This is a genomic window from Pseudomonas sp. TWRC1-2 (assembly GCF_049896685.1).
Lineage (GTDB): Bacteria > Pseudomonadota > Gammaproteobacteria > Pseudomonadales > Pseudomonadaceae > Aquipseudomonas.
In genome coordinates this window covers 41,811-66,142 of sequence record NZ_JAFCUU010000014.1, presented here as the reverse complement: position 1 = coordinate 66,142, position 24,332 = coordinate 41,811, and the positions used below count along the sequence as shown (strand labels likewise).

Sequence of the window (24,332 nt, the reverse complement as noted above, 5' to 3'; positions counted from 1 at the left end):
AACTTGCGGGGCTAGTGACTTAAGGAGTGTTCCTTTTCTGTTACTCAGTCAATTTTTTGACTGTGGCGCAAAGGTTGCATGCCAGACACGTTAAGCTGAGTTTTTCGTCGCATTTTATTGACTTTCCTTGCTCGAACACGCGGTGAAGAGGTGTGATTTTGAGTGTAGGAACAAATGTGAGAATTTTCCTGCCAGATGCACAAACCTTTTTCGAATAGAGGTAGGAAAAGGGGACAAGGACGCGGTGGCAGGGCGCCTAATGCCTGCCACCGGGGACATCGGAGGTTAGAAGTTGCCTTTCACACTCAGGGTAAAATTGCGCGGTTCACCGTAAAAGTTGCCCCAGGCGGCGGTGCCCACGGTTTGATAATAGTGTTTGTCGAAAACATTGTTACCGTTGAGCGCCACGGTCCAGGTGTCGTCTACGCGATAGGCCAGGCGCGCACTCCACACCGCATAACCGGCCTGTTCGAGCTTGATGCCCTGCACGCGGTAGTTGCTGCTCTGGGCGTTAACGCCGGTGCCCACGCTCCATTTCGACAGCGCGCCATCCAGTTGGTAGTCACCCCACATGCGCAGCATATGCCGGGGCACGTAGCTGTTGGACACGCCACCTTCCACGGCGCTGTCGATGTTCTTCAGGGTTTTGGTCTGGGTATAGGTGTAGCCGCCGAACACCTGCAGGCGCTCGAGCAATTCACCACTGACTTCGGCTTCTACACCCTGGGCGCGGGTCTTGCCGGTGTCGCTGTAGCAATAACCGTCGGAGGACGTCGGGCAGACGCTGAGGTAGTCGGTTTCAGCGGTGTTTTTCTGCACGGCGCGAAACAGCGCAAGGGAGCTGTTGAGGCGCCCCTCGAACCATTCGCCCTTGATCCCCAGCTCGTAGTTGTCGCCGATCTGCGGCTTGAGTGCCGCGCCGTCGACCGTGGCGTAGGAACTTTGTGGCTGGAAGATATCGGCGTAGCTGGCGTACACCGAGAGGTGTTCGTCGAGGTCATAAATCAGTGCGGCAAACGGTGTGACTTCGCCGGTTTCCCGGGTGCGCGCATCCTGCACGGCCCATTCGCCCCAGGCCAGGTTGTTGGACTGGCGACGGTTCTCATACCAGCTCACGCGGCTGCCGACGATAAACAACAACGGTTCGGCCAGGCGTAGACGCAACGTGGCGTAGGTGCCGTATTGGGTGGCGGTTTCCTTGACCGTGCCGCCGCGGTACATGTTGGGCCAGAAGGTATCGTTGGCGGGTTCCGGCAGGTGGTGGTCGGGCTGGTAGATGTTCACGCGCGTCGGCAGGTTCTGGATTGCATACACATCATCCTGGGTGCCCCGGCTGCCGTTGGCGCCAATGATCAGTTCGTGTTCGAGGCCGAAGGCTTCGAACTTGCCGTCCAGGTAGGCGTCAAGGCCGAAGTCGCGGTGGTCGTAATCCATCAAGGCTGCGTAGGAGTTGGCCGTCGGTGCCGGGTTGCCATAGGCGATGGTGCCTTCGCTGGCGGCGTATTTGATGCCTTGCAGGTTGCGGCTGTGCACGGCCGCCACGTTGAGTTTCCAGTCATCGCTGAAGTGGTGGGTGAGGTCGGCGAAGAACGTGGCGCGCTGGCTTTGCCAGTCGTTCCAGGATTGGCCCAGGCACGTGGAGCGGCTGAGCTTGGCGCTTTTGCCGTCGCTGTAGCGCGGCAAGCCGCCCCAGCAGGGCGAGGCATCAACGTCTTCATAGCTGGCACCGACGCCCAGGGTGGTGTCGGCGTCGAGGTCGAAATCCAGTGCCGCGTAGACCGCCTGGTCCTGGCGCTTGGCGATATCCATATACGACCCGCGCGTTTGCTGGCTGACGGCCGCGCGGCCGCGCACGGTGCCGCTGTCATTCAGTGCGCCGCCGGTGTCGAGGTCGGCGCGGTAGTTGTCCCAGGTGCCGGCGGACAGCGACAGGCTGGTGGTGGGTTTGGCTTGAGGCCGCTTGCGCACAAAATTCACCGCGCCGCTGGCGGTGCCGGCGCCCTTGAGCATGCCGGCTGCACCCTTGAGCACTTCCACTCGATCATAAATCGCCATGTTGGCGGTAAAACTGTCGGCCTGTACGTAGTCCTTACCCATGTCCAGAGGCACCCCGTCGTACTGGTACTGGCCGAGCATCTTGAAACCCCGGGAGTAGAAATACTTGCCGCCCATGGGCGACTCATAGGTGGTGATGCCCGGTGTGCGCTCCATGACGTCATCGATGGTGGTGAGGTTCTGATCGTCCATCAATTGACGGGTCATCACGCTGACCGATTGCGGGGTTTCCCGCAGGCTGTGTTCGCCTTTGCCGATCGTCACCGCACCGGTGGTGTAGGCGCCGGTGCCGTCGGTTGTGGCCCCTGCACGGGCGCCGGTGACGGTGGTGGTGCTCAGGTTGAGCGCGCCGGATTCGGCCATTTGCGGCAGCAACAGCCAGGTGCTTGCACCCTGGCGCTGGGCTTGCAGGTGTTGCCCGCGCAGCAGCTGGTTCAACGCTTGCTCGCGGTCAAGGTTGCCGGTCATGCCCTGGCTGGACTTGCCGGCGACGCTGGTGGCGTCGTACGACAGGCTGATGCCGGCCTGGCGGGCGAACTGATCCAACGCGTTGGCCAGGGCGCCTGGAGCGATGTGCCAATCGCGCGCCTGATTATCGACGGCAGGTGTGTCGGCCAGCACGGCCGAGGGCAGGCCACCTCCGCTGAGGCAGGCGCCGAGCACGGCGGCCTGCACCGTGCGCTTGAGGGAAGAACGTTGGGAAGGAAACGCTTGCATGACCGCGGAATGCTCCTGAAGGAAGTGGACAACACCGGCCTGTTGATCGGCCTTTCCTTACAGGTCGAGCGGCAATGAGCATTCACCTCATTTATTTTTCAGCACTTACACGCGAGGCGTGACAGTGACCCAGTAGCGGCTGCGGTAGTGAATGCTCACCGGCAACGATTGCGCCACCAGGCTCAACACCTGATCGGTGTCGTCCAGTTGGTACGTGCCCGACACGCGCAGGCTGGCTACCGCTTCGCTGCAACGCACCAGGCCGTTGCGGTAGCGGCTCAGTTCGGCGAGGAAGTCGTCCAGGCGCATGTTGTGGGCGCTGATCACACCTTCGCTCCAGGCCCAGGGATCCAGGCCGTTGGCAATCGATGGGCGAATGCCGTGGCGGTCGAACAGTATGTGTTGACCTGGCTTGACGATATGTCGGGGGTTGGATGAGTGCTTGTCGGCATACACCGCCACGGCGCCGTGCTGCACATCGAGCAAGGTACCTTGAGAGGCCTCGCGCAGCAGAAACCGCGTGTCGAGGGCGCGCAGCAAACCATCGCGAGTCTGTACCCACAACGGCCGGTTGTCGGCACTGCTATTGACCCGTATCTCGCCCTGAAGCAGCTGCACCTGGCGCCGCTCGGCAGTGAAGGCGGTGTCGATCGCGCTGGCGCTGTTGAGCTGCACCTGGCTGCCATCGCTCAACGTGACCCAGCGCCGTTCGCCGGTGGCCGTGCGGTAGTCGGCCAGCAAGGCGGGCAGGGGTGTGTAGTCGCGACCGAGCCAGGTCAGCCCGGCGGCGCCAGCCAACAGCCCCAACACTTTCAAACCTTCCCGGCGGCTGATGCGTCGGCGTGCGCCATCCAGCGCATGGTGGCCGACGCGAGCGGGAACCTGGGCAAATTCATCATGCATGCTCGCTACGCGATGCCACACCCGCTGATGCTCGGCGCTGGTCTGCAACCACTGCTCGAACGCGGCGGTGCTGGCGTCATCGGCGACGTTGAAACGCAGCTTTATCATCCACTGGATAGCCTGGTCGAGCAGGCGCGGGTCAACGTTCGGCATACCGCAACCGGTAGCAAGCGTGCAGCGCTTTGGACAGGTCACGCTCGACGGTGGCTTTGGACACGCCCAGGCGCAAGGCGATTTGCGCACACGTCAGGCCATCCAGTTGCGCGAGCAAAAAGGCTTCGCGCACGCGTGGCTTGAGCTGGTCGAGCAAGCGGTCGATGCGCTCCAGGCTGTCGAGGATCAGCAGCCGGGTCTCCTCCGACGGCACTTGCAGTTCCGGGAAGTGCGCGAGGCTCTCAAGGTAGGCGCGTTCCAGTTCGCGGCGCCGGTATTGGTCGATCATCAGGCTGCGCGCGATGCTGCTCAGGTAAGCGCGGGGCTGCTGCAAGGTTTGCTGTTTGCGCGCGATGAGCAGGCGCATGAAGGTTTCCTGCGCCAGGTCGGCAGCGTGTTCACGGCAGCCGGTGCGCCGGCTTAACCAGCCGCGCAGCCACGAATGATGAGCCTGGTAGAGCTGGCCGAGGGTGGCAGGGTCCAGAGGGGGGTCGCTCGACATGGGCATCCTGCGCAACAGTCTCAATTGATAATGTTTCGCATTCTAGACGCTGGTTGTGGTCACGAGCAATCGCCCGGTGCCGTCGTGAGCAAAGAATGTATCCAGCACAATTTTTTGTGCGCGCAGGGCTGGCCGATTAGCCTGCAGGCTTTTACGGCGCAGGGCTTGAGCATGATCGATCTTTCAACCTTGTTGGTGTTTTCAGGGGCGGTGGTGTTGCTGCTGCTATCGCCGGGGCCGAACATGGCCTTTGTTATCAGTCATGGCGTGAGTTATGGCTGGCGCGGTGGCGTGGCGTCGAGCCTGGGGATTTGCGTCGCAGACCTGCTGCTGACCGCGTTGACCGCCACCGGTGTCACGGCACTGGTCGCCAGTTGGCCGCCGTCGTTTGATGTGATTCGTTATGCCGGCGTCATTTACCTGCTGTGGCTGGTGGTCAAGACCTTGCAGAAAAGCCCGAGCCTGGACGCTGCCCAGGTGGAACGCGTGCGCCTGGGCCGTGTGTTCGCACAGGCCATGCTCAACAGCCTGCTCAACCCCAAGGCACTGTTGTTTTTCATGGTGTTTTTGCCTCAGTTCGTCAGGCCGCAGGCCGGTTCCATCACGCTGCAACTGCTGATGCTGGGCGGCGTTCTGACGCTGATTGCCGGTGTGTTTCATGCGTTGCTGGGGATTTTTGGCGGCGCGCTCAGGCGCTTTTTTGCCGGCCGCGCACAGAGCGCCAGGCTCCAGAAATGGGGCCTGGCGACGGTGCTCATGCTGCTGGCCGCGCGGCTGGCGCTGATGTCTCGGCCAGCTTGACAGGGCACCTCAACCCAACCGAGCTGCCGCCCGGGCCACGACCTCGCCGCGCACGCGACGCGATTCGGCCGTACGCTTCCTGGCTTCTTCCAGTACGTGCGCGGGCGCGGTCTGCGGGCTGCCCGAATCGAACGGCGGGGCGGGCGCGTATTCGATCTGCAACTGCACCAGTTGCGCCGCGGCCTCGCTGTAGAGTTCGGCGGCCAGGGTCAGGGCAAAGTCGATTCCTGCCGTAATCCCGCCGCCGGTCAGCAGGTTGCCGTCACGCACCACGCGCGCTTGGACCGCAATGGCGCCGAGTGGGGCGAGCAGGTCGTGATAGGCCCAGTGCGTGGTGGCCCTGCGGCCGCGCAGCAAACCCGCCGCGCCGAGTACCAGCGAACCGGTGCACACCGAGGTCACGTAGCGTGCGGTCTGTGCCTGGGCTTTGAGGAAATCCAGGGTTTGCGGGTCTTCCATCAAGGCGCCGACGCCGGCACCGCCGGGCACGCAAATCACGTCCAGGCGCGGGCAGTCGGCGTACGTCATGGTCGGCGTAAACACCATGCCGGTGCTGGAGGTGACCGGTGCCAGGTCTTTCCACACCAGATGCAGTTGCACATCCGGCAGCGAACCCAGCACGTCGTAGGGGCCGGTGAGGTCCAGTTGCTGGATACCGGGGAACAACACAAAGCCAATCTGCAAGGTCATCGATGAAGCTCCGATAAAGGGGTAGACGGCCTCACTCTAGAGGCCTAGGCTTTGGCGCATACGCCATTGAGCCCACAGATTACGCCAACATGACCCGGACCATTCACGTACTCGCCTTCAATAACGCCCAGGTGCTCGATGTGACCGGGCCATTACAGGTGTTCGCCACCACCAATGACCTGGCGCGCCAGCGCGGCCAGCCGTTGCCTTATGCGGTGTCGGTGATTGCCGCCCAGGCGGAACCGGTGATGACCTCTGCGGGCCTGGCCTTGGTGGCCGAGCCGCTGCCTGCGGCCGACGCGCCGTGCGACACGCTGGTGATCGCCGGCGGCTGGGGCGTGTATGGCGCCGCCGAAGATGCCGCGCTGGTCGATTGGGTCACACAAAAAGCCCGGCACACCCGACGCATGACCTCGGTGTGCACCGGGGCTTTCCTGCTCGCCGCCAGCGGTTTGCTCGATGGTTGCCGCGTGGCCACCCACTGGACACGCTGCGAGGAACTGGCGCGCAAGTTTCCGTCGCTGACGGTGGAAGCCAATCCGATTTTCATCCGGCAAGGCTCGGTGTGGACGTCCGCCGGCGTGACGGCCGGCATCGACCTGTGCCTGGCCCTGGTGGAAGAAGATCTGGGCCGCGCCGTGGCCCTGGAAGCGGCGCGGCACTTGGTGGTGTTTCTTAAACGCCCCGGTGGGCAAGCGCAATACAGCGTGGCGTTGTCCCTGCAAAAGGGCGACAGCCGCTTTGCCGACTTGCACGCGTGGATGGCCGAAAACCTCACCCTCGATCTGAATATTCCCACCTTGGCCGCCCAGGCCGGCATGAGCGAACGCAGCTTCGTGCGGCACTACCGCGCCGAAACCGGCCAGACCCCGGCGCGCGCAGTCGAACTGATCCGTGTAGAAACCGCGCGTCGGCAGTTGGCCGACAGCACGGCGTCGATCAAACGTATCGCGGTGCAGTGCGGTTTTGGCTGCGAGGAAACCCTGCGGCGCAGTTTCCTGCGGGCACTGGAAGTCACGCCCCAGGCTTACCGTGAGCGCTTCTGCGCACCGACTTGAGCGAAAACGTACACATTTTGCAGCGGGCTGGGCCTGTACATTTCCCACGGCATCATCGAAGCGGCGGCACGGTTTGGGCAGAAAGCGTGGAGGGGCAGGGCAGCGTGTTCAGTTTCAGGATCAAAGCTGCCCGGTAACGTTCAGGCCCGATCCAGCAATTCGCAGATTGCCCTGAGGGTGGCCTGTGGCGCTTCCTGAGGAATGTTGTGGCCCACACCGGACAAGACTTCGCGTCGGTAAATACCGCTGAAATGTTCCTCGTCGTCATCCACCGCCGGGGCCGGGCCTACGCCGTCATCAGCGCCGCACAGCGAAATCGTCGGCACCGAAATCGGCGGCTGCGCGGCCAGTGCCTGCTCGATCGCCTCCAGCGCCGGGTCGCCCGGCGCGTAGGTGAAACGGTGGCGATAGGAGTGAATCACCACGTCGACAAAGTCCGGGTTGTCAAACGACGGCGCCGTGCGGCCATACAGCCCGGGCCCCTCAGCCCAGGTCGGCGACCACAGCCGCCACAACAACTCGCAGAACTCACGGCGATTGGCGCTCAGGCCGTCCACGCCACGCTGGGTGTGAAAGTAAAACTGATACCACAACCGATGCTCCGTTTCCGGCGCGCTCGGTTCAAGCGACTTGGCAATGTCCTGGATGTTGTAGCCATCCCCGGTCACCAATCCGCGCACTCGGTGCGGCCATAGAGCGGCGACGATACACGCGGCGCGTCCACCCCAGTCGTAACCGGCGAGCGTGGCCTGCGCGATGCCAAGGGCATCCATGAAATCCAGCAGGTCCTTGGCCAACGCCGCCTGTTGGCCGGAGCGCATCACCTGCGCGTTGATAAACCGCGTCGGGCCATAACCGCGCAGATAAGGCACCAACACCCGACAACCGCGTTCGGCCAGGGCCGGCGCGATCTCATCGTAGCCCCGCGGGTCGTAAGGGAAACCATGCAGCAGGATCACCGGTTCGCCGTCTTCGGGGCCGTGGGCTTCGTAGGCGATTTCCAGCATCGGCGTACGGACATATAGCAGCGGGGCGGGCGTAGTCATGAGGGGCACTTATCGACTGGCCAAAGTAGCGGCCACTCTAGCTCAAACCCGTGACGGTACGGGGTGTAAATCAAGGCAGTCGTCTGACTTGTCCAGCCCGACCTGGCGCAACCCGATGCAAGTGCCCCACGGGTCGCGCACCTGAGCCATCCACTGCCCACCCTCAATCGCCAAAGGCCCGCGATACAGCGTCGCGCCCAATGCCTCCAGCCGGCGCACCGTCGAAGGCAGATCGTCCACGCGCCAATACACCACCGAGCCTGCGGCGCCACAGGCAACCTTGTCGTCGGCGTTGACGATTTCAATGGACACACCGTCCATCTCCAGATGACCAAAATCATCCGGCTGATGATGAATCCGCGTGGAAGAAGGAAAGGCCGCGGCGTACCACAGGGTTGCGGTGCGCCAGTCGGGGACATGAATGAGGATGGAGACGATGGGGTTCAACCGAATAGCACCTGTTGCCAGTGAGTTTCGCTGATGATCGCAATGGGGACACCACTATTTCGCAATTCCACGGCTTTCTTGATCTTCGCCCCGTAGGAGCTGTGGAGCCACTGCTCGTTGCCAATGCTGCCCACCACCAAAAAATGTATCTTTTTACTCACGGAGTTACCGATCACGCCCCCGCGTTCGACTACGAGCGACTCGCAGTCTTTCCGAGGGCCGTAAGCCATGATCCCAGTGAATAAGAAAACCCTGTCTAGCCAATCGAGTTCAGGGACTGGGTCGTTTAAAGGAAGAGTACTAACGCCTTTAGCATGCTGAGGTGCACCAACGGGAACGCCGGAGAACTGATGCAGGATCTCCAACAGCTCAATCGACTCGTCCTCATCAAGTACGCCATCGCTCAGCATGTGGGAGAGGCGTTGATACAGTATGTTAATGACCGGGTCTTCCAGATGTATCAAGTGGGTTTCGATCCACGACTTGAGAAACTCGGCCTCCTGTTGGTTGATTTTTCCATCTGCGGTCAAGCCGGCAGTGATGCCAACCAATGCGTCAGCAGAGCGTCTATCAATACGAGCTTTGTGAAAGTAGAGGCTTCGCTCGAATTCCTGATGAAGATCGACCATGCGTCCTTGCTCCCTATTCTTCAGCTTCCGTTGTCTGGTTGATGTACTTCGTTTTGTCGGGCGTGAACGTAACTGTCATGTTAGTGCGCGAACAGGTTTTAAGGACCTCATGCTCCGGATCAATATCCAGGTTTTCACCTCGTAGGCCCTGCCATTGCGCCAGGTAGTTGAGCGAGCCAAACTTTTCGAGCTTTTTTAGGCTTCGACTGACACCACCTTTCCAGCCGAGTGGGGGCAACTCATCGTTGAGAGCAGCTTGCGCAAGATCAGATCGCTTTGTTGCCAGCTCACGACCCGTCTCCCAGCATTTGATCAAACCCTTATCGTCGCTTTCCCACGTCTCACTCCAGCTCAGGGTTGGTCGCAGCGATGTACCGGCGTCTCGGCGTATACGTGGTGTCATATTCCTTCCTTGAATATCAGGCGTGATGAAGGGCGGCTGTACCTTTATATATCTTTTATTTCTTCTCTAGCCACTTCTGCATCAATAACCCCAACACCATCAGATCATGCCGCTGGCCATTCCAGAACCCGGCTTCTCGCAACGTCCCTTCGGCGATGAAGCCCAGGCGTTCCAACAACGCCAGTGACGCGGTGTTTTGCGGATGCACCAAGGCTTCAACCCGATGCAAGTGCATGTGCGCGATGCCCCAATCGAGCATCGCCCGCAACGCTTCGCTCATCAAGCCCTGGCCACGGGCGGTGGGCGCCAGTTCACAGGACAGGGCGCAGCTGTGCCAGGCGCGATTCCATTTGAACAGGCCGCAGCTGCCGATCAGTTCGCCGTCCCGTTCAATCCCCCAGCGTGTGCCGGGGTTGGGCTGGGTGCGCCACTGGGCGAAGGTGTCGATCAGCGCGTAGGCCTGGGCGAGGTCGGTCATCGGGTCGGCGCCAAACCAGCGCATGTTGATGGTGTCGCGGTGGATGGCGAACAGGGCGGGGGCGTCGTTTGCGCGCAGTTCGCGCAGGCACAGGCGCTGGGTGGCAAGCGTCGGGAATGGGTTCATGAGGCGGTCGTCGCCATCACCTGAGCCCGATCAATCACGCATCCAAAATGGTGCCGCCACAAATCCACGCCCAGTGTTCCCGACAGGTCCAGCGACGAGCCCATGGTCAAGTCGCTGATCAGTGTCGGCTGCAAGCCGGCGTCAAATAACGCGAACCCGGCCGCCAGCACGCACGTATCGGTTTGAAGGCCACACACCAGCACGCGCTCCGGCGCCAGGCTTTTCAGTTAGTCCAGGGTTTCGGGTGTCGGCGCATAGCCGTGTTTGATGAAGATGCGCTCGGCTGGGATCAGGCTGTCGTCATCCGGCGCGGGTTGCCAGCCCAGTTGGCGGGTGAAGGGGGTGATGCTTTCGTCATGGCGCTCCACAGTGGCCACCAAGGGTAGGCGCCCGAGCAGGGCGTTGATGCCATCGACCAGCCACGCGGGTGGATTGAAGGAAGGTTGCACGTCGATGATCAACAATACCTGGCGCATGGGGTTCCTGAACGCAGCTCGGGGGATGCCCATTGTGCACGCTGTTGGGTTCAGCGAGGCGCCTCAGATCAAAATCAACAGCTGGAGGCTGAACCCAATCCCCTGTGGGAGCGGGCTTGCTCGCGAATGCGATGTGTCAGCCTCTGCATGCAGTCACTGACACTCCCGCTTCTCGACAAATCCGCTCGCACAGGTGGCCCTCAGTGTCAGGTAGATAGGCCTCTGCTGTGCGTCAAGTCCGCTCACGGTTGCCAGGTGGTCTTTTCCCCGCTCAGCTTGCGGTCCAGGAAGGTCGCCGCGCTGATCAGCGCCAAATGGCTCAACGCCTGCGGCGTATTGCCCAGGTGATGCGCCTGGCTGTCGAACTCTTCGGCGTACAAGCCCAACGGGTTGGCGTAGCGCAGCAGTTGTTCGAATTCCAGGTGGGCCTTCTCCACTTGCCCGGCGCGCGCCAGGCATTCGACGTACCAGAACGAACACGCGGCGAATGCGCCTTCGGTGCCTTGCAGCCCGTCGATCTGGCTGTCGTCGTTGCGGTAACGGTAGACCATGCCGTCACGCACCAGGCTTTTCTGGATTGCTTCAAGCGTCGACAGCCAGCGTGGGTCGGTGGCCGCGACGAAGCGCACCAGCGGCATCAGCAGCATCGAACCATCCAGCGCAGTACTGCCGATGTGCTGCACGAAATGCCCGCGCTCTTCATTCCAGAAGTTGCTCCAGATATCCGCGTAGATCGCCTGGCGTGTCTGGTCCCAGCGCGCAAACGGGGCGGGCAGCGAGCGCTTGGAGGCCAACCGGATTGCGCGGTCCAGCGCCACCCAGCACATCAGGCGCGAATGCAGGAAGTGATGCTCCTCACCGCGCATTTCCCAGATGCCCACGTCTTGCTGGTTCCAGATTTCGCACACCTGATCTGCCACTTCCACGGTGTGTTTCCAGCCTTCATGGGAAATTGCTTCGCCGTATTTGTTGACCAGGTACACCGCGTCCATCAGCTCGCCGTAGATATCCAGCTGGACCTGGTCAAACGCTTCATTGCCGATGCGCACCGGTTTGGCGCCGCCGTGGCCGCTGAGGTGATCAAGCGTGGCTTCCGGCAGTTCCTGGCGCCCATCGATACCGTAAAGAATATTGATTTTGGTCGCCTGACCGCAGCAGTCGCTGACGCGGCCCTTAAGCCAGCGCATGTAAGCGTTGGCCTCTTCGATGAACCCCAGACGCATGAAGGCGTAGACGGTAAACGAGGCGTCGCGGATCCACGTGTAGCGGTAGTCCCAGTTGCGTTCGCCGCCGGGGGTTTCCGGCAGGCCAAATGTCGCGGCGGCGATGATTGCGCCGTGCTTGCGCGAGGTCAGCAGCTTCAAGGCGAGTGCCGAGCGGTTGACCATTTCGCGCCAGCGCCCACGGTAATTCGACTGTGCGATCCAGCCGCGCCAGAATTTCAAGGTGTGCGCCAGCGCCAGGTCGGTGCAGCCGTTGTTGACGCGGGGGTCATCCTGGCCGCCGAGCACGAACTCAGCGCCTTCTTCCTGGCCCAGGGTGAAGCTGGCCACGGCGGCATCATCTTCGATCTGCATCGCGTGGCTGCCCGCCAGCCGCAGGCCAGGCAGGCCGTCGGCGGTAAAAGACACGATACCGTCGGCGAGGCTGGCCTGGGTTGGCGTGCGCGCATAGTCGTGGCGCACGGCGCAGCGCAGCTGGATGTTTGCGCTGCCGCTGACCACGCGCACGCGGCGAATCAGCAGCGGCAGGTCGTCGATTTCTTCACTGATGACCAGCAGGTCGGTGATTTCCACCACGGCTTCATCGCTCAGCCAGCGGGTTTGCAGCACGTTGGTATCGGGCAGGTAGATTTGCTCACGCCGTGCGTTTTTCAGTTCGGGGGAGAGTTGAAAGACACCCGCCTCAGGCGTGTCGAGCAGCGAACAGAAGATTGACGGGCTGTCGAATTCCGGCCAGCAGAAAAAGTCGATGCTGCCGCGGTCATTCACCAAGGCCGCGCTGCGCATATCGCCAATAATGCCGTGGGCATCGATGGCGCTTTGGGGTTCGTTCTTGAAATCAACCATTGCCACGAAACTCCGGATAAAGGCTCATGCCACCGTCAATGAACAGGGTGCTGCCGACCACGTAGTCGGACGCGTCGCTGGCCAGCCACACCACCGCGTTGGCCACGTCTTCGACGTCGCCGACGCGGCCATAGGGAATCAACTTCAACAGCTCTTTTTCTGCCGCACCCTCGGTGGCTACGCGGTTGATCGCCGTACGAATGGCGCCCGGCGCAATGCCATTGATGCGGATGCGTTGTTCGCTGACTTCCTGGGCGAGGGTGCGCATCAGCATCTCCACGCCGCCCTTGGAGGCGGCGTAATTCACATGCCCGGCCCAGGGAATGATCTGGTGCACCGAACTCATGTGGATGATTTTGCCGGCGGCACGCGACACGCCTTCGCGCACGCCCTGGCGGTTGAAAATCCGCACGGCGGCGCGGGCACACAGGAACTGGCCGGTGAGGTTGACGCCGATCACGGTGTTCCAGTCGTCGAGGGTCATGTCGACCAGGTTGGCGTCTTTTTGCAGGCCGGAGTTGGCCACCAGAATGTCCAGGTGGCCGAAGGCATCGAGGGTCTGGGCGAATAAACGTTCTACGTCGGCTTCCTTGGACACATCGCCACCGATGGCAATCGCCTGGCCGCCGTTGGCGTTGATCTGCGCGGCAAGGGCTTCGGCCGGCGCCGCCTGCGAGTTGTAATTGAGCACCACGGCCGCACCGGCCTCGGCCAATGCCTTGGCAGCGCCTGCACCAATGCCGGAACTGGCGCCGGTGACCAGGGCCACTTGTTGCTGCAACGAGATCTGCATAGCCCACCCACCGTTTTAAGAGAGTCTTTGCAGCTGACTGGCGGCGCAGGGCGGAAGTTCACCGGTTGTCTCAAATGCGACGATGGCTGCTTATCCTGCTCAGGCGTTATCGTTGGAGATGTCGTCAGGTACAGGTTCAGGAAGTGGGGAATGCCGCCGATACGCAGGAACATCAATCAGCGTGTTTTGGGCTCATGCATATTTCGCATATTTGGTTTTCTGGCATTCGTACCCTCAATTCTCCCCAGCAGAGCGTCCCTCAAGACCTTTCAGCGCAGGCGCATTTCGACATGTTGTTCGAAACGAGCCCATTAGAAACGGGGCAGGTAAACGTGTTGCTTGGCGAGAATGGGGCCGGTAAATCGACAATCCTCGACATGCTGAGAGGCCTGCGGTACCCAGAGATCTTGGCTTCGCTCCCCCGGGAAAATCCTCCCAGGCAGAGTAATCCCTCCTACGGTGTCAAGTTCAGTAATGGCGAGCGCTGGGGTTATCTCTTTTCCTCTGGTGCGGCGGAACATCCCGAAGAAGCATTGCGTTACGCAAGTTGCATACAATTGCTCTTGCCACCGCCTCAGGCTCATGACGGTGGATGGCAATACTCCTCGGATCAAAGAAGGTTGGCGCGTCGAAAGGTGAATGTGTCGGGTCAGCTTTATAAAAATGCACCGTTCAGCCCGTTCCCACGCTTTTTCAGTTGCTCGTGCATCTGCTATCGCGCTAGTGCCCAACCTGAAGAGGCGTTCGATAAGGCATTCGTTGAGGCGTTGAATAGCATCCGCCACCATCTTCTCGGTTTGGCGGTGTTTCCTAGGGCGGAGGAGAGGGGGCAGACGCTGCTCAACGATGTTTCGTTTCATCTGAGCGAGCCCGGGATCATCGGCGTTTGGCTGGATGATGATCATCGAATGTCTAACGAGTTGCAGGGCCACTGGCTACCATCCGGCTGGAAGACGTTCGCCTGGATTGCAAGCTGGCTGAGGACGTGTCCGGAAGGCGCAGTGTGTCTGATCGAAGAACCGGAAACCCATCTGCATCCAACCCTGATGCGTTACTTGATGGAGACGCTGATCCAGATTGCCAGTGAGCGAACACAACAACTATTTATCAGCACGCATTCCGCAGCATTGATCAATGTTGCCGCTACGGAAAAATTGAAGATTTTCCAGAGCCACGGTACCTACATCGATTGCAAGCCAGACCTAAGCGAAATTCTTGACCGGATGGGGTATATGGCTTCCGATATCTTGCAGGCCAATTGCGTAATCTGGGTTGAAGGGCCTTCTGATCGTACCTATTTAAACCATTGGATCAGCGGGCTGGCGCCCTCTCTGCGTGAAGGTATTCATTATTCAATCATGTTTTACGGTGGGCGTTTGCTGAGCCATCTGACCGCAGATGATGATGGCGAGGAAGGGGATGACAACCTTGAGGATCTTATTAGCCTGATTAGATTGAATCGACATTCAGCGATCTTGCTCGACAGTGATAAGAGCGGCGTCGATAAAGCGATCAACGTCACAAAGCAACGCATTGTTAATGCTTTCAGTCACCACCCAAACCGGCATGTATGGGTGACGAAGGGACGTGAGGTGGAAAACTATCTAGATCCCCTGCGACTGGAAAAAATAATCAAAGCAGTCCATCCGTCGGCGGCACGAACAGGGGGAACCAGTATTTGGGCAAACCGTTTGCTCTACAAAAAGCAGCATGCGCAAAAGAGCAAAACAGCCAACAAGGTCAAGGTAGCATCCGCCTACGTTGCTGATCATATACCTGACTACAGCCCTCTCGATTTGCGAGTGCAAGTTGAGCTGCTGTGTCAGTTCATCAAACGTTGGAACTCAGGCATGGTGTAGCCTGATTAGGCGTTGCAAGTATGGGGTGTGCGGTGGAGCGACGCCGCATCCGGGGAATCACAATCTCGGCGACGCGAAGCAATTGCTCCACTTAATAGGAAACATTACTATTCACGCCCCGCCTCCTCAGTGCTCACTCGATGACTCCTCAGCCGCCCCGCAGAACAGGCTTTTTCGAGCACTACGAAGAGTTGATCGGAACCTGGACACGCTGCCTGAGAAACCGTCAGCAGGCCGAGGACCTGGCCCACGACACCTTCGTGCGGGTGCTAGAGTCGCGTTCCAGCGAGGTTGAGCAACCGCGCGCCTATTTGCATCAAACCGCGCGCAACATCGCCGTTGATGCCTATCGCCGCGAAGACCGGCGTGAGGCGCTGGCGCTGGAAGCCTTTGATCAGCGTTCGCCGCACAGCGGCGATCCGGAGCATTTCATGCACGCGATCCAGTTGGCGGACTCCATCGAGCGGGCCCTGGCCGAGTTGCCGCTCAACTGCCGCAAGGTATTTATCTGGCAGAAAATCGAGGGCCTGACCCAGCAGGAAATCTCCGTGCGCCTGGGCCTGTCTAAAAACATGGTGGAAAAGTATATGATCCGCACCTTGCGGCATCTGCGTGACCGCCTGGATGCGATGGCCCCATGACCCGCTTTGACACAGGACCTTCCATGATGGATAGCCGCGCTCGCGACGAAGCCGCGCAATGGTTTGTACGCCTGCAAGAGGCCGACTTGAGCAGCGCAGAACGCCAGCGCTTCGACGCCTGGCGCAACGAGCGTCCCGAGCACCAGTACGAATTCGATGTGCTGCAAGGGATGTGGAGCGCCGCAGACCTGCTGCCCAAGGCGCGTTTGCAGGCGTTGTGTGAGGCGCCGGTCGAGCGGCCCCGGTGCCGCGCCGTTGTGCGTTACGCCGTCGCCGCCAGTGTGGTGGCGATTGCCCTGGGCCTCGGGCTGTTCAGCGGGCTGGATCAGCCCACACCCTACAGTGCGCAATTCAGTACGCGCGTGGGTGAGCATCGCCAAGTGGCCTTGCCGGACGGCTCGGTCATGGACCTGAACAGCCGCAGCGTGGTCGCGGTGCACTACGAAAAGGGCCGGCGCGGTGTGGAGATCAAGCAAGGCGAAGCGATGTTCAGCGTCGAGCATGACACCCGTCGCCCGTTCATCGTGGTCGCCGGTGCAGGACAGGTGACGGTCACCGGCACACGGTTCGATGTGCGCCGTGACGACGACCAGACCCGCGTGGTGGTCGAGGCCGGCACCGTCAAGGTACAGGGGCGCTCGACGGATCAGAGGGTCACGCTCACGGCAGGCCGCGGCACGCATGTCGATTCCCAGGGGCAGGTCGCAGCGGCTTACGCGGTGAATGCCGATGAACTGACCGCCTGGCGCAGCGGAAAACTGGTGTTCAACAACGCCACCCTCGGCGAAGTGGCCCGTGAAGTATCGCGCTATCGTGAACAGCCCTTGCGGGTCAGCACGGCGGCGGTGAGCAACCTGCGCTTGACCAGTGTGTTCAACGCCCGCGACACCGACGCCTTGCTCAAAGCCTTGCCGCACATACTGCCGGTCGCCCTGCGCAGCTTGCCCGATGGCAGCCAGGAAATTATTTCCCGCTGAGATTCAGGTTTTTTCCGAGTTCTTCGTCTTCTCCTGCAACTGCAACTGGTTTGCATTAACAGCCGCACACTCTTGCGATCACAGGACTGGGTTCGACGTGAAAAAACTGACCGTCTACAACAATAAAATTTCCCGCTGGGCGCCCCTGGCGCTGGCGCTCGCCGTCAGTGCCGCGCTGCCTGCGGCCTATGCTGGCGACGGCATCCACATCCGCGCCCAGCCTTTGGGCGCAGCGTTGAGCCAGTTGGGCCAGCAGACTTCCCTGCAAGTGTTTTTCAACCCGGACATGGTCGCCGGCAAGCAAGCGCCTGCGGTGGACGGTAACCTCTCGCCCGAACAAGCCCTGCGCCAGCTGCTGCAAGGCAGCGGCCTGGATTACCAGATCGACGCCGGCTCTGTGACCCTGCGCCCGCAAAGCACCGGCACCGGTGAAGCGGGCTCGCCGCTGGAGCTGGGCGTCACTGACATCAAGGTGGTTGGCGACTGGTTGGGCGATGCGAACGCCGCCGTCGTGCAGAACCACCCTGGCGCGCGCACGGTGGTGCGCCGTGAAGCCATGGTGGAGCAGGGCGCAATGAACGTCGGTGACGTGCTGCGCCGTATCCCTGGCGTGCAGGTGCAGGAATCCAACGGCACCGGTGGCAGTGATATTTCCCTGAACGTCGGCGTTCGTGGCCTGACGTCGCGCCTGTCGCCACGCTCCACCGTGTTGATCGACGGCGTACCGGCGGCGTTCGCCCCGTATGGCCAGCCTCAACTGTCGATGGCGCCGATTTCCGCCGGCAACCTGGACAGCATCGACGTGGTGCGCGGCGCCGGTTCCGTGCGTTATGGGCCGCAGAACGTCGGCGGTGTGATCAACTTCGTCACCCGCGCCATTCCCGAGACGTTCTCCGGGGAAGTCGGCACCACCTTGCAGACGGCTGAACACGGTGGCTGGAAACACGTCGACAACGCCTTTGTGGGTGGCACCGCCGACAACGGGATTGGCGTCGCGTTGCTCTATACCGGCGTCAACGGCAACGGTTACCGCGACAGCAACAACGCCAATGACATCGACGACGTGATCCTCAAGACGCACTGGGCGCCGACCGATCAAGACGATTTCTCGCTTAATTTCCACTACTACGACGCCAGCGCCGACATGCCCGGCGGCTTGACCCAGAAGCAATTCGACGCCAATCCGTACCAGTCGGTGCGCGACTACGACAACTTCAGCGGCCGCCGCAAGGACGTGTCGTTCAAGTACATCCGGCAGATCGATGACCGTACCCAGGCCGAAGTGCTGACCTACTACACCGACAGCTTCCGTGGCAGCAACATCGCCAACCGTGACCTGAAAACCATCGGCTCCTACCCGCGCACCTACTACACCTTCGGCATCGAGCCGCGTGTGTCGCATGTGTTCGACGTGGGCCCCAGCACTCAGGAAGTCAGTCTCGGTTACCGCTACCTGAAAGAAGGCATGCATGAGCAAGCCAGCAGCTTGAACCTGGTCGACAATGTGCCGACGCCGGGTGGCCAAAACGATGGACACGTTTACCAGGATCGCACCGGCGGCACCGTCGCCAACGCGTTCTATCTCGATAACAAAATCGATATCGGCAAATGGACCGTCACCCCGGGTATCCGCTTTGAAACCATCGAAACCCGTTGGCATGATCGCCCGGTGGTCGCCCTGAACGGCGTGCGCACCGTGGAGAAAAATCGCAAGATCGAAAGCAACGAGCCCTTGCCGGCGTTGAGCGTGATGTACCACATTTCCGATGCCTGGAAACTGTTCGCCAACTACGAAACCTCGTTCGGCAGCCTGCAGTATGCGCAGATCGGGCAGGGCGGCCGGGTCAACCAGACGGCCGATGGCCTGAACCCGGAAAAAGCCAAGACCTACGAGGTCGGCACGCGCTACAACGACAGCGTGTGGGGCGGCGAAGTGACGTTGTTCTACATCGACTTCTCGGACGAGTTGCAATACGTCAGCAATGACGTGGGCTGGACCAACCTGGGCGCCACCAAGCACCAGGGCATCGAAACCTCGGCCCACTACGACCTGTCGAACCTCGACCCGCGCCTGGACGGCCTCACCGCCAGCGCCGGTTTCACCTACACCAAGGCCACCTCTGAAGGCGATGTACCGTTCAAGGGCCGCGACTTGCCGCTGTATTCGCGTGAAGTGGCAACGGCGGGCCTGCGTTACGACATCAATCACTGGACCCATAACCTGGACGTCTATGCCCAGTCCGGGCAACGAGCGCCGGGCACTGGCACTACCTACATCACCCAGGGCACTGCCGATGGCCAGTACGGCGATATTCCTGGTTATGTCTCGGTCAACGTGCGCAGCGGCTATGACTTTGGTGCGCAACTGTCGAACCTGAAACTGGGCGTGGGCGTGAAAAACGTTTTCGACCAACAACATTACACGCGCTCGAGCGACAACAACGCCGGGTTGTACCTTGGCGAACCACGTACCTTCTTCGTACGGGCAAGCGTCGGGTTCTGACCTGCCGTTGACACGAAAAATCGCAGCCCTGGGGCTGCGATTTTTTTCGGCTTTCCTACAGGCAGTTAAGCGACCTGCTGCCGGGTCAGGAACCTATTCCGACAGAGGCGCCACACAGGGGGAAACCTGAACGACTTCGACGTCACGCTGGAGTGGCAGGTTGGTAATCGATCCCCTTGCACTGGAGGCACTTATGTCGGTATCGGCTCTCGATACGTCTGTTTCTGTTTCATCAACCACTGACACGGCGCTGGCTGATTCCAAGCCCGAAGCCAGGGCCAACCGCTCGTTTTCTGTTGCGCCGTCCTACGACAGCCACGGTGCCGGGAACGTCAGTTATAACCTGTCGGTCAATGTTTCCGGGCCGGTGTTTGGCGCTCATCAGCAAGCAGCCCAGGGTCACACTGATCATCATCATTGGGCGCCGGCGATGACTCACTCGGCCTCGCAACAGGGTTTCATGCAGCAGTTTCAACATGCAATGGGCCATTGGTTTGGTCGTCAGCGCCCCGACGCGCATGCTCATCACAACGGCGTACCGCCAACGCCTGTGCCGGTTGGGTCGGGTAAACCAGACCTCGTCTACGCCCATAAAAGTAATGACCAACTGGCGCAGTTGCTGCTGAACAACTTCGCTGCGTTCACCGGATCAAGTCACTCCAAAACCTTGAGTGCTCGCACCCTTAAAGACATGGCGGCAAAACAGCTGGGCAGTGATCCCAAACTGAATGAAAACATTCGCACAGCCAGAGAGGTATTGCGACGTACCGGCATGATGGACGCCCTTGGCAGTCGAACCGACCTGCACGCCCTGGCTAAACTCATTCGTGACGACAACCCCTTCAAATATAAGGATGACAAACAAATAGCCCAGGAAATGCTCAACCATTTCAATCAATTGAAAGATTACGTTGGGCACGAAATCAACATCAAAGACCTTCAGACACTGGGCAAAACCCCCATGACGGGCATCCCTTCGATCGACCATTTAATCCAACTGAGTAAAGCGTTTACCGGCCGCGGCGATTCGCTGAAGAAAATGGACGCAGACGCGGATGGCCGGATCAACGTGTTTGAAATCCTGGTCGCACTGTCCCGCTGATTGAGTACGCGCGATGCAATCGGCGCGGCGAACGCTTCGTGGCGCTTGCTGCGTTGAATGGGCCAACGGCTTGGCGCACTCGGTGGTCTTTTCAGAACATGAATCAGGGCCTGGATATGACTTCAACTTCGTTTCAACCCTGCCCAAGGGGTGGCCTCGACACCTTCGCCAAGGGCGCCGACGTTGAGCGCTCAACATCAGTGGCGGGGCAAGAGCTGCCGAATGACGTTCTGCTTGCGGCCCCGCCGAACGGGTACGCGGCAGAAGTGCAGCGCATGAAAGCGTTCGCGGGGCAGTGCAAGTTCCGGGCACCGGTCGCCGATGATTTCGCCCGCGGCATGCTTGCGCCTGGGGAGGCGAGCCGCAACGAAAGCAAATGGTCGGGCGCCTGGGCTGTGTTGATCAATGGCCTGAAAACTGTCTGGCGTGGGAGAACGTCGGGTTGACCCAACGCCTCAGGGTTTTTACATGCTGTTATTGGTATTCAGCCGCTGCCCGGAACTATCGTGCGCAACTCGCCACACATCGGTTGCTTGCTCCTACGCAATCAAACCACTGATCCGGAACACCTCGGTGTTGAATTTCAGGCAAGCGCAGATCAGCAAAAGGTCGGGAGATGACGTATGACAATTGAGGGTGCATTACCGCGCATGCTGCCAACGGCCATGGGCGGCCCGCAGGTTCGCTGGCCTTCGCCGCCGCCTGTGGCACAGCCGTTTTGCGAGGATCAGTCTGTTGCGCAAGACCTGCCGCCGCCGCGGCGGCACGGCTTGCGCGCAACCTTGCCGTCGTTGCGGCACCAGGCGCTGCAGAACGCGCCAGCGGCTCGCGCAGACACCACACTTCCGGGCCCGAGCTTCACCGACAGGCAACTGGCGCTCGAGTTGCGAAAGAACTTTGACGTGTTTGAAAACTACAGCGAGGGGGGTTGTGTGACGCCGTCTTCGCTGCGCCAATTTGCAGCCGAAAAGCGTGAGGGTGAATGACGTGCGCGACCGCATGATCCTGGTGGTCAGGGAAATTCTCAAGCGCCCGCTGCTGAGCGACGCGATCATCGATTGCGACGGCTATATCACCCGCGACAGCCTGGAAGCCGCGTGCGCATTGCGCGGCAACAGTTCACCCAACGCCTTCAGCCAGGACCCTTTCCATGGCCAGGGCAATGCCAGCGTCGTGCAGGCGCTGCAAGGTCACTTCAAACAGTTGAGGGACACGCTAAAGGACCGCACCGTGTTCTTTGAAACCTTTGAGTACGTGGATATTTCGCTGCTCAAAGTGGTGATGAATGATCCCGATGACAGCGACTCACTGGGCAGGCCGATTCTTGAACCCGCCACCGGGCTGCCCAGGAAGAAATACAGTGAACACTGTGTGTACACGGCAAAAAACATCATCGAGCGCCCAGGTTTATTGCGCGCGTTGCAGCGCGCCAGTAACCAGCGCTTGTTTGGCCGCTCCAGGCACGAGGGCTGGCTGTGCAACAAAAGCCTGGAGCGCTGGCTGGAACAGCACCAGATGCACAAGGCCCGGTAGCGTCCAGGCCGTGTGCGGCAGGCAATTCACACCTTGAGAATTTTGCCGCTGATGGCCACGCCGGCCAGCAACATCGCGACCAGCACAAAGGCGATGCTCAAGCTGCTGCCGTGGGCGATAAAGCCGATCATGGCCGGGCCGGCAAGAATGCCGGCATAGCCCAGGGTCGTAATGGCCGGTACCGCGATGTGTTCCGGCATGACTTTTTGCTTGCCGACGGCGGTGTACAGCACTGGCACGATGTTCGAGCAACCGGCGCCCACCAACGCATACCCCAGCAGCGCGGTTTCCCAGGCCGGGAAAAGCGTGGCGAGCAGCATGCCGGCGGTGGCCAGCGAACCGCCGATGATAATCACACGGGTGGCGCCCAGCCGCCGCACAATGGCATCGCCGGTCAAGCGTCCAGCGGTCATGGTCAAGGCAAATGCCGCATAGCCGAGGCCGGCGTAAGCCTCATCCAGGCCGCGCTCGGCGCTGAGGAACACGGCACTCCAATCCAGCACCGCGCCTTCAGCCAAAAATACGATGAAACACAGGCAGCCAATAAACAGCACCACCCCGTGAGGCACTGCAAACGCCGGGCCCGAGCTTTCGCTGCCGTAGGGCAACAGATGTGGCCCGGCCTTGAGCAGCGCCACCGCCATGATCACGATCACCACCAGGGTCGCCTGCAACGGCGACAGGCCCAGGCCGAGCAGCCCGGAGACCCCCGCCGCGCCGACAATGCCGCCAAGGCTGAACAAGCCGTGAAAGCCCGACATCATGGTTTTGCCGCTGGCGCGCTCAACGATGACGGCTTGCAGGTTGACCGTCGAATCCACGGTGCCCAGGCCGGCGCCAAACAGAAACAGCCCGGCCATCAGCAGCGGGATCGAGCTGACCGTCGCGAGCATCGGCAGGGCCAGGCAGATCATGATCGTGCCGCCCGTCAGCACGCGTCGGCAGCCGTAACGTGAGGCCAGCGCACCGGCCACCGGCATGGCGATGATCGAACCCACTCCCAGGCACAACAGCAGCAGACCCAGCGTGCCCTCATTGAGTTGCGCGCGTGCCTTGGCATACGGCACCAGCGGCGCCCAGGCGGCGATGCCGAAGCCGGCGATGAAAAAAGCGATACGGGTCGACATTTGTTCCAGTCGCCCGGGAACCACGGGCGCTGGAGTGGGAATGGCAGTCATGAAAAATCCTTGGTTTTGCGTTCAGCGAACGATGTCCGGCGCGACATCCTTGCATATCAGGCGCTCTCGAGCGAGCCGGGTTGCCTGTGGATGACCCGGTCGACAGTTCTGTAATACGCTGCCGCACACTGTGCAGGCAATTGGACGGACAAGCCGATGAAGATTTTCACGCGGGTGGCAAAATGACCCAGTTCTATGACGCGCGGGGCAATATCTACGCGGTGGTCAGCCCGGCCTATCTGCGCAGCCGCGGTATTGATGTGCCCGAGCGTGCTGACTTGGCGGCGCACACTCGCAAAGACTGGGCAACGTCGGCAATCACTTCCGAGTGCGGCTGGGGCGCGTTGCCCCGACCCGCCAATGCGAAGGCGCACCGTTGCGATGGTTTGCTGGTCGGGCCGTTTCAATCCGCGCCGCCGTTCGACCTGCTGATCGTCAATACGGATGGCTCCCTCGCCGAACGCAGCGGCAACGGTCTGACTATTTTTGCGCAGGCGTTGACCGACCAGGGCTTGATGGTTCAAGCGTGTGAATTGCGCGTGCACCATGACCAGCCGGCCACGGCATCGCCTGTTGCAACCCGCGTGGAGCCGGCGTTGTACGAAGAGGTGGCAGGTTTCTGGCTGGCATTGGGGCTACCAATGTTCGGCCCCGACGCAGTGGCTGCTACGGGTGTTGATGCGGTTGCGGTCAGGGAGCGTGAGTTCAGTCACGTGGCCGCGCTGGCTGCAGTGAACCCGCAATGGGCCTGCAGTCAGTTTGTACGTGTGGGCAACCCTCATTGCGTGACGCTCGTCGAGCATGCCAGCGCGTTACCCGACAATCAGTCGATGCAACAGCCGGAACTGTTCGGGTTGTTGCAGGCGATTGCCTTCGCACCGCCGCTTGGGCGTGGTCAACCGTGTCGTGCCGGAATCAATCTGCAATGGGCTGCCCGATCTTCGGACAATCACGTGATCGCGCGGGTGTTTGAGCGGGGAGAAGGGCCCACCGCGTCCTCGCGGACCAGCGCCAGTGCCGTGGCGTGCGCGGCATGGCGAGCAGGTTGGGTCACGGACGGCGTAGTGGCCGTGGTCATGCCAGGTGGCACAGCGCCCGTACGGTTGCAAAGCCAGGGTGAAACAGTGCTGAGCGTCAGTCTGTTCGGGACTGCAAGGGCTCAAACCTGATCGTGATAGAGCAGCTGATGGCGT

Annotated in this window: 23 protein-coding genes and 1 pseudogene; 11 read left to right on the top strand and 13 right to left on the bottom strand. The window is 60.9% G+C overall.

The annotated features are described in order from the left end of the window. Window positions 1-285: 285 nt before the first annotated feature. The 3 genes from ACP7B3_RS28180 to ACP7B3_RS28170 all read right to left on the bottom strand — a co-directional run bounded on the left by ACP7B3_RS28180 (window position 286) and on the right by ACP7B3_RS28170 (window position 4,330). Complete coding sequence (locus tag ACP7B3_RS28180) at window positions 286-2,772, bottom strand: TonB-dependent siderophore receptor (protein WP_426182556.1); 2,487 nt, start codon at window positions 2,770-2,772, stop codon at window positions 286-288. Window positions 2,773-2,877: 105 nt separating this feature from the next. Further along, complete coding sequence (locus ACP7B3_RS28175) at window positions 2,878-3,828, bottom strand: FecR domain-containing protein (protein ID WP_426182553.1); 951 nt, start codon at window positions 3,826-3,828, stop codon at window positions 2,878-2,880. Further along, window positions 3,815-4,330, bottom strand: a complete 516-nt coding sequence (locus tag ACP7B3_RS28170) for a sigma-70 family RNA polymerase sigma factor (protein ID WP_242201634.1) — start codon at window positions 4,328-4,330, stop codon at window positions 3,815-3,817. The genes ACP7B3_RS28175 and ACP7B3_RS28170 overlap by 14 nt, the downstream gene beginning before the upstream one ends. Before the next feature lie 171 nt (window positions 4,331-4,501). Here ACP7B3_RS28170 and ACP7B3_RS28165 point away from each other — a divergent pair, with 171 nt between their 5' ends. Beyond that, entirely contained in the window at window positions 4,502-5,131 is a 630-nt protein-coding gene (locus ACP7B3_RS28165; protein ID WP_426182549.1) for a LysE family translocator, read from the top strand. Between the two features lie 9 nt (window positions 5,132-5,140). On the opposite strand, the gene inhA is transcribed toward ACP7B3_RS28165, so the two are convergent. Beyond that, window positions 5,141-5,821 (bottom strand): isonitrile hydratase, encoded by a 681-nt coding sequence (gene inhA, locus ACP7B3_RS28160; RefSeq protein ID WP_145163298.1) that lies wholly within the window; start codon window positions 5,819-5,821, stop codon window positions 5,141-5,143. Window positions 5,822-5,910: 89 nt separating this feature from the next. Here inhA and ACP7B3_RS28155 point away from each other — a divergent pair, with 89 nt between their 5' ends. After that, entirely contained in the window at window positions 5,911-6,879 is a 969-nt protein-coding gene (locus ACP7B3_RS28155; RefSeq protein ID WP_426182546.1) for a GlxA family transcriptional regulator, read from the top strand. 140 nt (window positions 6,880-7,019) lie between these two features. Here the strand turns inward: ACP7B3_RS28155 and ACP7B3_RS28150 are convergent, their stop codons facing one another. From ACP7B3_RS28150 to ACP7B3_RS28115, 8 genes and pseudogenes are all read right to left on the bottom strand, one after another. Continuing rightward, the gene (locus ACP7B3_RS28150) at window positions 7,020-7,925 is read right to left on the bottom strand and encodes an alpha/beta fold hydrolase (protein ID WP_426182543.1); all 906 of its coding nucleotides are present in this window, start codon (window positions 7,923-7,925) and stop codon (window positions 7,020-7,022) included. 42 nt (window positions 7,926-7,967) lie between these two features. Beyond that, window positions 7,968-8,372: a VOC family protein gene (locus ACP7B3_RS28145; protein WP_426182540.1), complete on the bottom strand. Its 405-nt coding sequence runs from the start codon at window positions 8,370-8,372 to the stop codon at window positions 7,968-7,970. Beyond that, window positions 8,369-9,001 carry a BRCT domain-containing protein gene (locus tag ACP7B3_RS28140; RefSeq protein WP_145163306.1) on the bottom strand — a complete coding sequence of 211 codons (633 nt, stop codon included), beginning with the start codon at window positions 8,999-9,001 and terminating at the stop codon, window positions 8,369-8,371. Before ACP7B3_RS28140 ends, ACP7B3_RS28145 begins: the two co-directional genes overlap by 4 nt. A 13-nt stretch (window positions 9,002-9,014) precedes the next feature. After that, a complete protein-coding gene (locus tag ACP7B3_RS28135) occupies window positions 9,015-9,404 on the bottom strand; it encodes a hypothetical protein (RefSeq protein ID WP_145163307.1) in 390 nt (129 codons plus the stop codon). Window positions 9,405-9,459: 55 nt separating this feature from the next. Next, entirely contained in the window at window positions 9,460-10,008 is a 549-nt protein-coding gene (locus tag ACP7B3_RS28130; RefSeq protein ID WP_426182536.1) for a GNAT family N-acetyltransferase, read from the bottom strand. After that, a pseudogene (locus ACP7B3_RS28125) lies at window positions 10,005-10,484 on the bottom strand (cysteine hydrolase family protein). The gene ACP7B3_RS28130 and the pseudogene ACP7B3_RS28125 overlap by 4 nt, the downstream one beginning before the upstream one ends. A 242-nt stretch (window positions 10,485-10,726) precedes the next feature. After that, window positions 10,727-12,553 carry a glycoside hydrolase family 15 protein gene (locus tag ACP7B3_RS28120; RefSeq protein ID WP_426182533.1) on the bottom strand — a complete coding sequence of 609 codons (1,827 nt, stop codon included), beginning with the start codon at window positions 12,551-12,553 and terminating at the stop codon, window positions 10,727-10,729. After that, entirely contained in the window at window positions 12,546-13,346 is an 801-nt protein-coding gene (locus ACP7B3_RS28115; protein WP_426182530.1) for a glucose 1-dehydrogenase, read from the bottom strand. Before ACP7B3_RS28115 ends, ACP7B3_RS28120 begins: the two co-directional genes overlap by 8 nt. 143 nt (window positions 13,347-13,489) lie before the next feature. Between ACP7B3_RS28115 and ACP7B3_RS28110 the strand changes: the two genes are divergently transcribed. From ACP7B3_RS28110 to ACP7B3_RS28075, 8 genes are all read left to right on the top strand, one after another. Then, window positions 13,490-15,205 (top strand): ATP-dependent nuclease, encoded by a 1,716-nt coding sequence (locus ACP7B3_RS28110; RefSeq protein ID WP_416363987.1) that lies wholly within the window; start codon window positions 13,490-13,492, stop codon window positions 15,203-15,205. 140 nt (window positions 15,206-15,345) lie between these two features. Beyond that, complete coding sequence (locus ACP7B3_RS28105; protein WP_426182525.1) at window positions 15,346-15,846, top strand: sigma-70 family RNA polymerase sigma factor; 501 nt, start codon at window positions 15,346-15,348, stop codon at window positions 15,844-15,846. A gap of 23 nt (window positions 15,847-15,869) precedes the next feature. Next, window positions 15,870-16,823, top strand: a complete 954-nt coding sequence (locus ACP7B3_RS28100; RefSeq protein ID WP_426182522.1) for a FecR family protein — start codon at window positions 15,870-15,872, stop codon at window positions 16,821-16,823. Between the two features lie 97 nt (window positions 16,824-16,920). Continuing rightward, window positions 16,921-19,326 (top strand): TonB-dependent siderophore receptor, encoded by a 2,406-nt coding sequence (locus ACP7B3_RS28095; protein WP_426182519.1) that lies wholly within the window; start codon window positions 16,921-16,923, stop codon window positions 19,324-19,326. 193 nt (window positions 19,327-19,519) lie between these two features. Then, complete coding sequence (locus ACP7B3_RS28090) at window positions 19,520-20,428, top strand: hypothetical protein (RefSeq protein ID WP_426182516.1); 909 nt, start codon at window positions 19,520-19,522, stop codon at window positions 20,426-20,428. A 98-nt stretch (window positions 20,429-20,526) separates the two neighbouring features. Next, complete coding sequence (locus ACP7B3_RS28085) at window positions 20,527-20,874, top strand: type III secretion protein (protein ID WP_426182513.1); 348 nt, start codon at window positions 20,527-20,529, stop codon at window positions 20,872-20,874. 204 nt (window positions 20,875-21,078) lie between these two features. Next, window positions 21,079-21,414, top strand: a complete 336-nt coding sequence (locus ACP7B3_RS28080; RefSeq protein ID WP_145163326.1) for a hypothetical protein — start codon at window positions 21,079-21,081, stop codon at window positions 21,412-21,414. Beyond that, window positions 21,407-21,961 carry a type III secretion effector protein gene (locus tag ACP7B3_RS28075; RefSeq protein ID WP_426182509.1) on the top strand — a complete coding sequence of 185 codons (555 nt, stop codon included), beginning with the start codon at window positions 21,407-21,409 and terminating at the stop codon, window positions 21,959-21,961. The genes ACP7B3_RS28080 and ACP7B3_RS28075 overlap by 8 nt, the downstream gene beginning before the upstream one ends. Window positions 21,962-21,987: 26 nt before the next feature. On the opposite strand, the gene ACP7B3_RS28070 is transcribed toward ACP7B3_RS28075, so the two are convergent. Further along, window positions 21,988-23,139 (bottom strand): MFS transporter, encoded by a 1,152-nt coding sequence (locus ACP7B3_RS28070; RefSeq protein WP_145163328.1) that lies wholly within the window; start codon window positions 23,137-23,139, stop codon window positions 21,988-21,990. Window positions 23,140-23,321: 182 nt separating this feature from the next. Here ACP7B3_RS28070 and ACP7B3_RS28065 point away from each other — a divergent pair, with 182 nt between their 5' ends. Next, entirely contained in the window at window positions 23,322-24,308 is a 987-nt protein-coding gene (locus ACP7B3_RS28065) for a diaminopimelate epimerase (protein WP_426182506.1), read from the top strand. Window positions 24,309-24,332 lie beyond the last annotated feature (24 nt).

Bases quoted from the DNA above. Each gene is read 5' to 3' on its own strand.
- ACP7B3_RS28155 (WP_426182546.1), top strand. From the start codon at position 5,911: ATGACCCGGACCATTCACGTACTCGCCTTCAATAACGCCCAGGTGCTC.
- ACP7B3_RS28080 (WP_145163326.1), top strand. From the start codon at position 21,079: ATGCTGCCAACGGCCATGGGCGGCCCGCAGGTTCGCTGGCCTTCGCCG.
- ACP7B3_RS28180 (WP_426182556.1), bottom strand. From the start codon at position 2,772: ATGCAAGCGTTTCCTTCCCAACGTTCTTCCCTCAAGCGCACGGTGCAG.
- ACP7B3_RS28130 (WP_426182536.1), bottom strand. From the start codon at position 10,008: ATGAACCCATTCCCGACGCTTGCCACCCAGCGCCTGTGCCTGCGCGAA.
- ACP7B3_RS28070 (WP_145163328.1), bottom strand. From the start codon at position 23,139: ATGACTGCCATTCCCACTCCAGCGCCCGTGGTTCCCGGGCGACTGGAA.
- ACP7B3_RS28105 (WP_426182525.1), top strand. From the start codon at position 15,346: ATGACTCCTCAGCCGCCCCGCAGAACAGGCTTTTTCGAGCACTACGAA.
- ACP7B3_RS28170 (WP_242201634.1), bottom strand. From the start codon at position 4,330: ATGTCGAGCGACCCCCCTCTGGACCCTGCCACCCTCGGCCAGCTCTAC.
- ACP7B3_RS28135 (WP_145163307.1), bottom strand. From the start codon at position 9,404: ATGACACCACGTATACGCCGAGACGCCGGTACATCGCTGCGACCAACC.
- ACP7B3_RS28100 (WP_426182522.1), top strand. From the start codon at position 15,870: ATGATGGATAGCCGCGCTCGCGACGAAGCCGCGCAATGGTTTGTACGC.
- ACP7B3_RS28140 (WP_145163306.1), bottom strand. From the start codon at position 9,001: ATGGTCGATCTTCATCAGGAATTCGAGCGAAGCCTCTACTTTCACAAA.
- ACP7B3_RS28065 (WP_426182506.1), top strand. From the start codon at position 23,322: ATGACCCAGTTCTATGACGCGCGGGGCAATATCTACGCGGTGGTCAGC.
- ACP7B3_RS28120 (WP_426182533.1), bottom strand. From the start codon at position 12,553: ATGGTTGATTTCAAGAACGAACCCCAAAGCGCCATCGATGCCCACGGC.
- ACP7B3_RS28085 (WP_426182513.1), top strand. From the start codon at position 20,527: ATGAATCAGGGCCTGGATATGACTTCAACTTCGTTTCAACCCTGCCCA.
- ACP7B3_RS28090 (WP_426182516.1), top strand. From the start codon at position 19,520: ATGTCGGTATCGGCTCTCGATACGTCTGTTTCTGTTTCATCAACCACT.
- ACP7B3_RS28115 (WP_426182530.1), bottom strand. From the start codon at position 13,346: ATGCAGATCTCGTTGCAGCAACAAGTGGCCCTGGTCACCGGCGCCAGT.
- ACP7B3_RS28150 (WP_426182543.1), bottom strand. From the start codon at position 7,925: ATGACTACGCCCGCCCCGCTGCTATATGTCCGTACGCCGATGCTGGAA.
- ACP7B3_RS28175 (WP_426182553.1), bottom strand. From the start codon at position 3,828: ATGCCGAACGTTGACCCGCGCCTGCTCGACCAGGCTATCCAGTGGATG.
- inhA (WP_145163298.1), bottom strand. From the start codon at position 5,821: ATGACCTTGCAGATTGGCTTTGTGTTGTTCCCCGGTATCCAGCAACTG.
- ACP7B3_RS28165 (WP_426182549.1), top strand. From the start codon at position 4,502: ATGATCGATCTTTCAACCTTGTTGGTGTTTTCAGGGGCGGTGGTGTTG.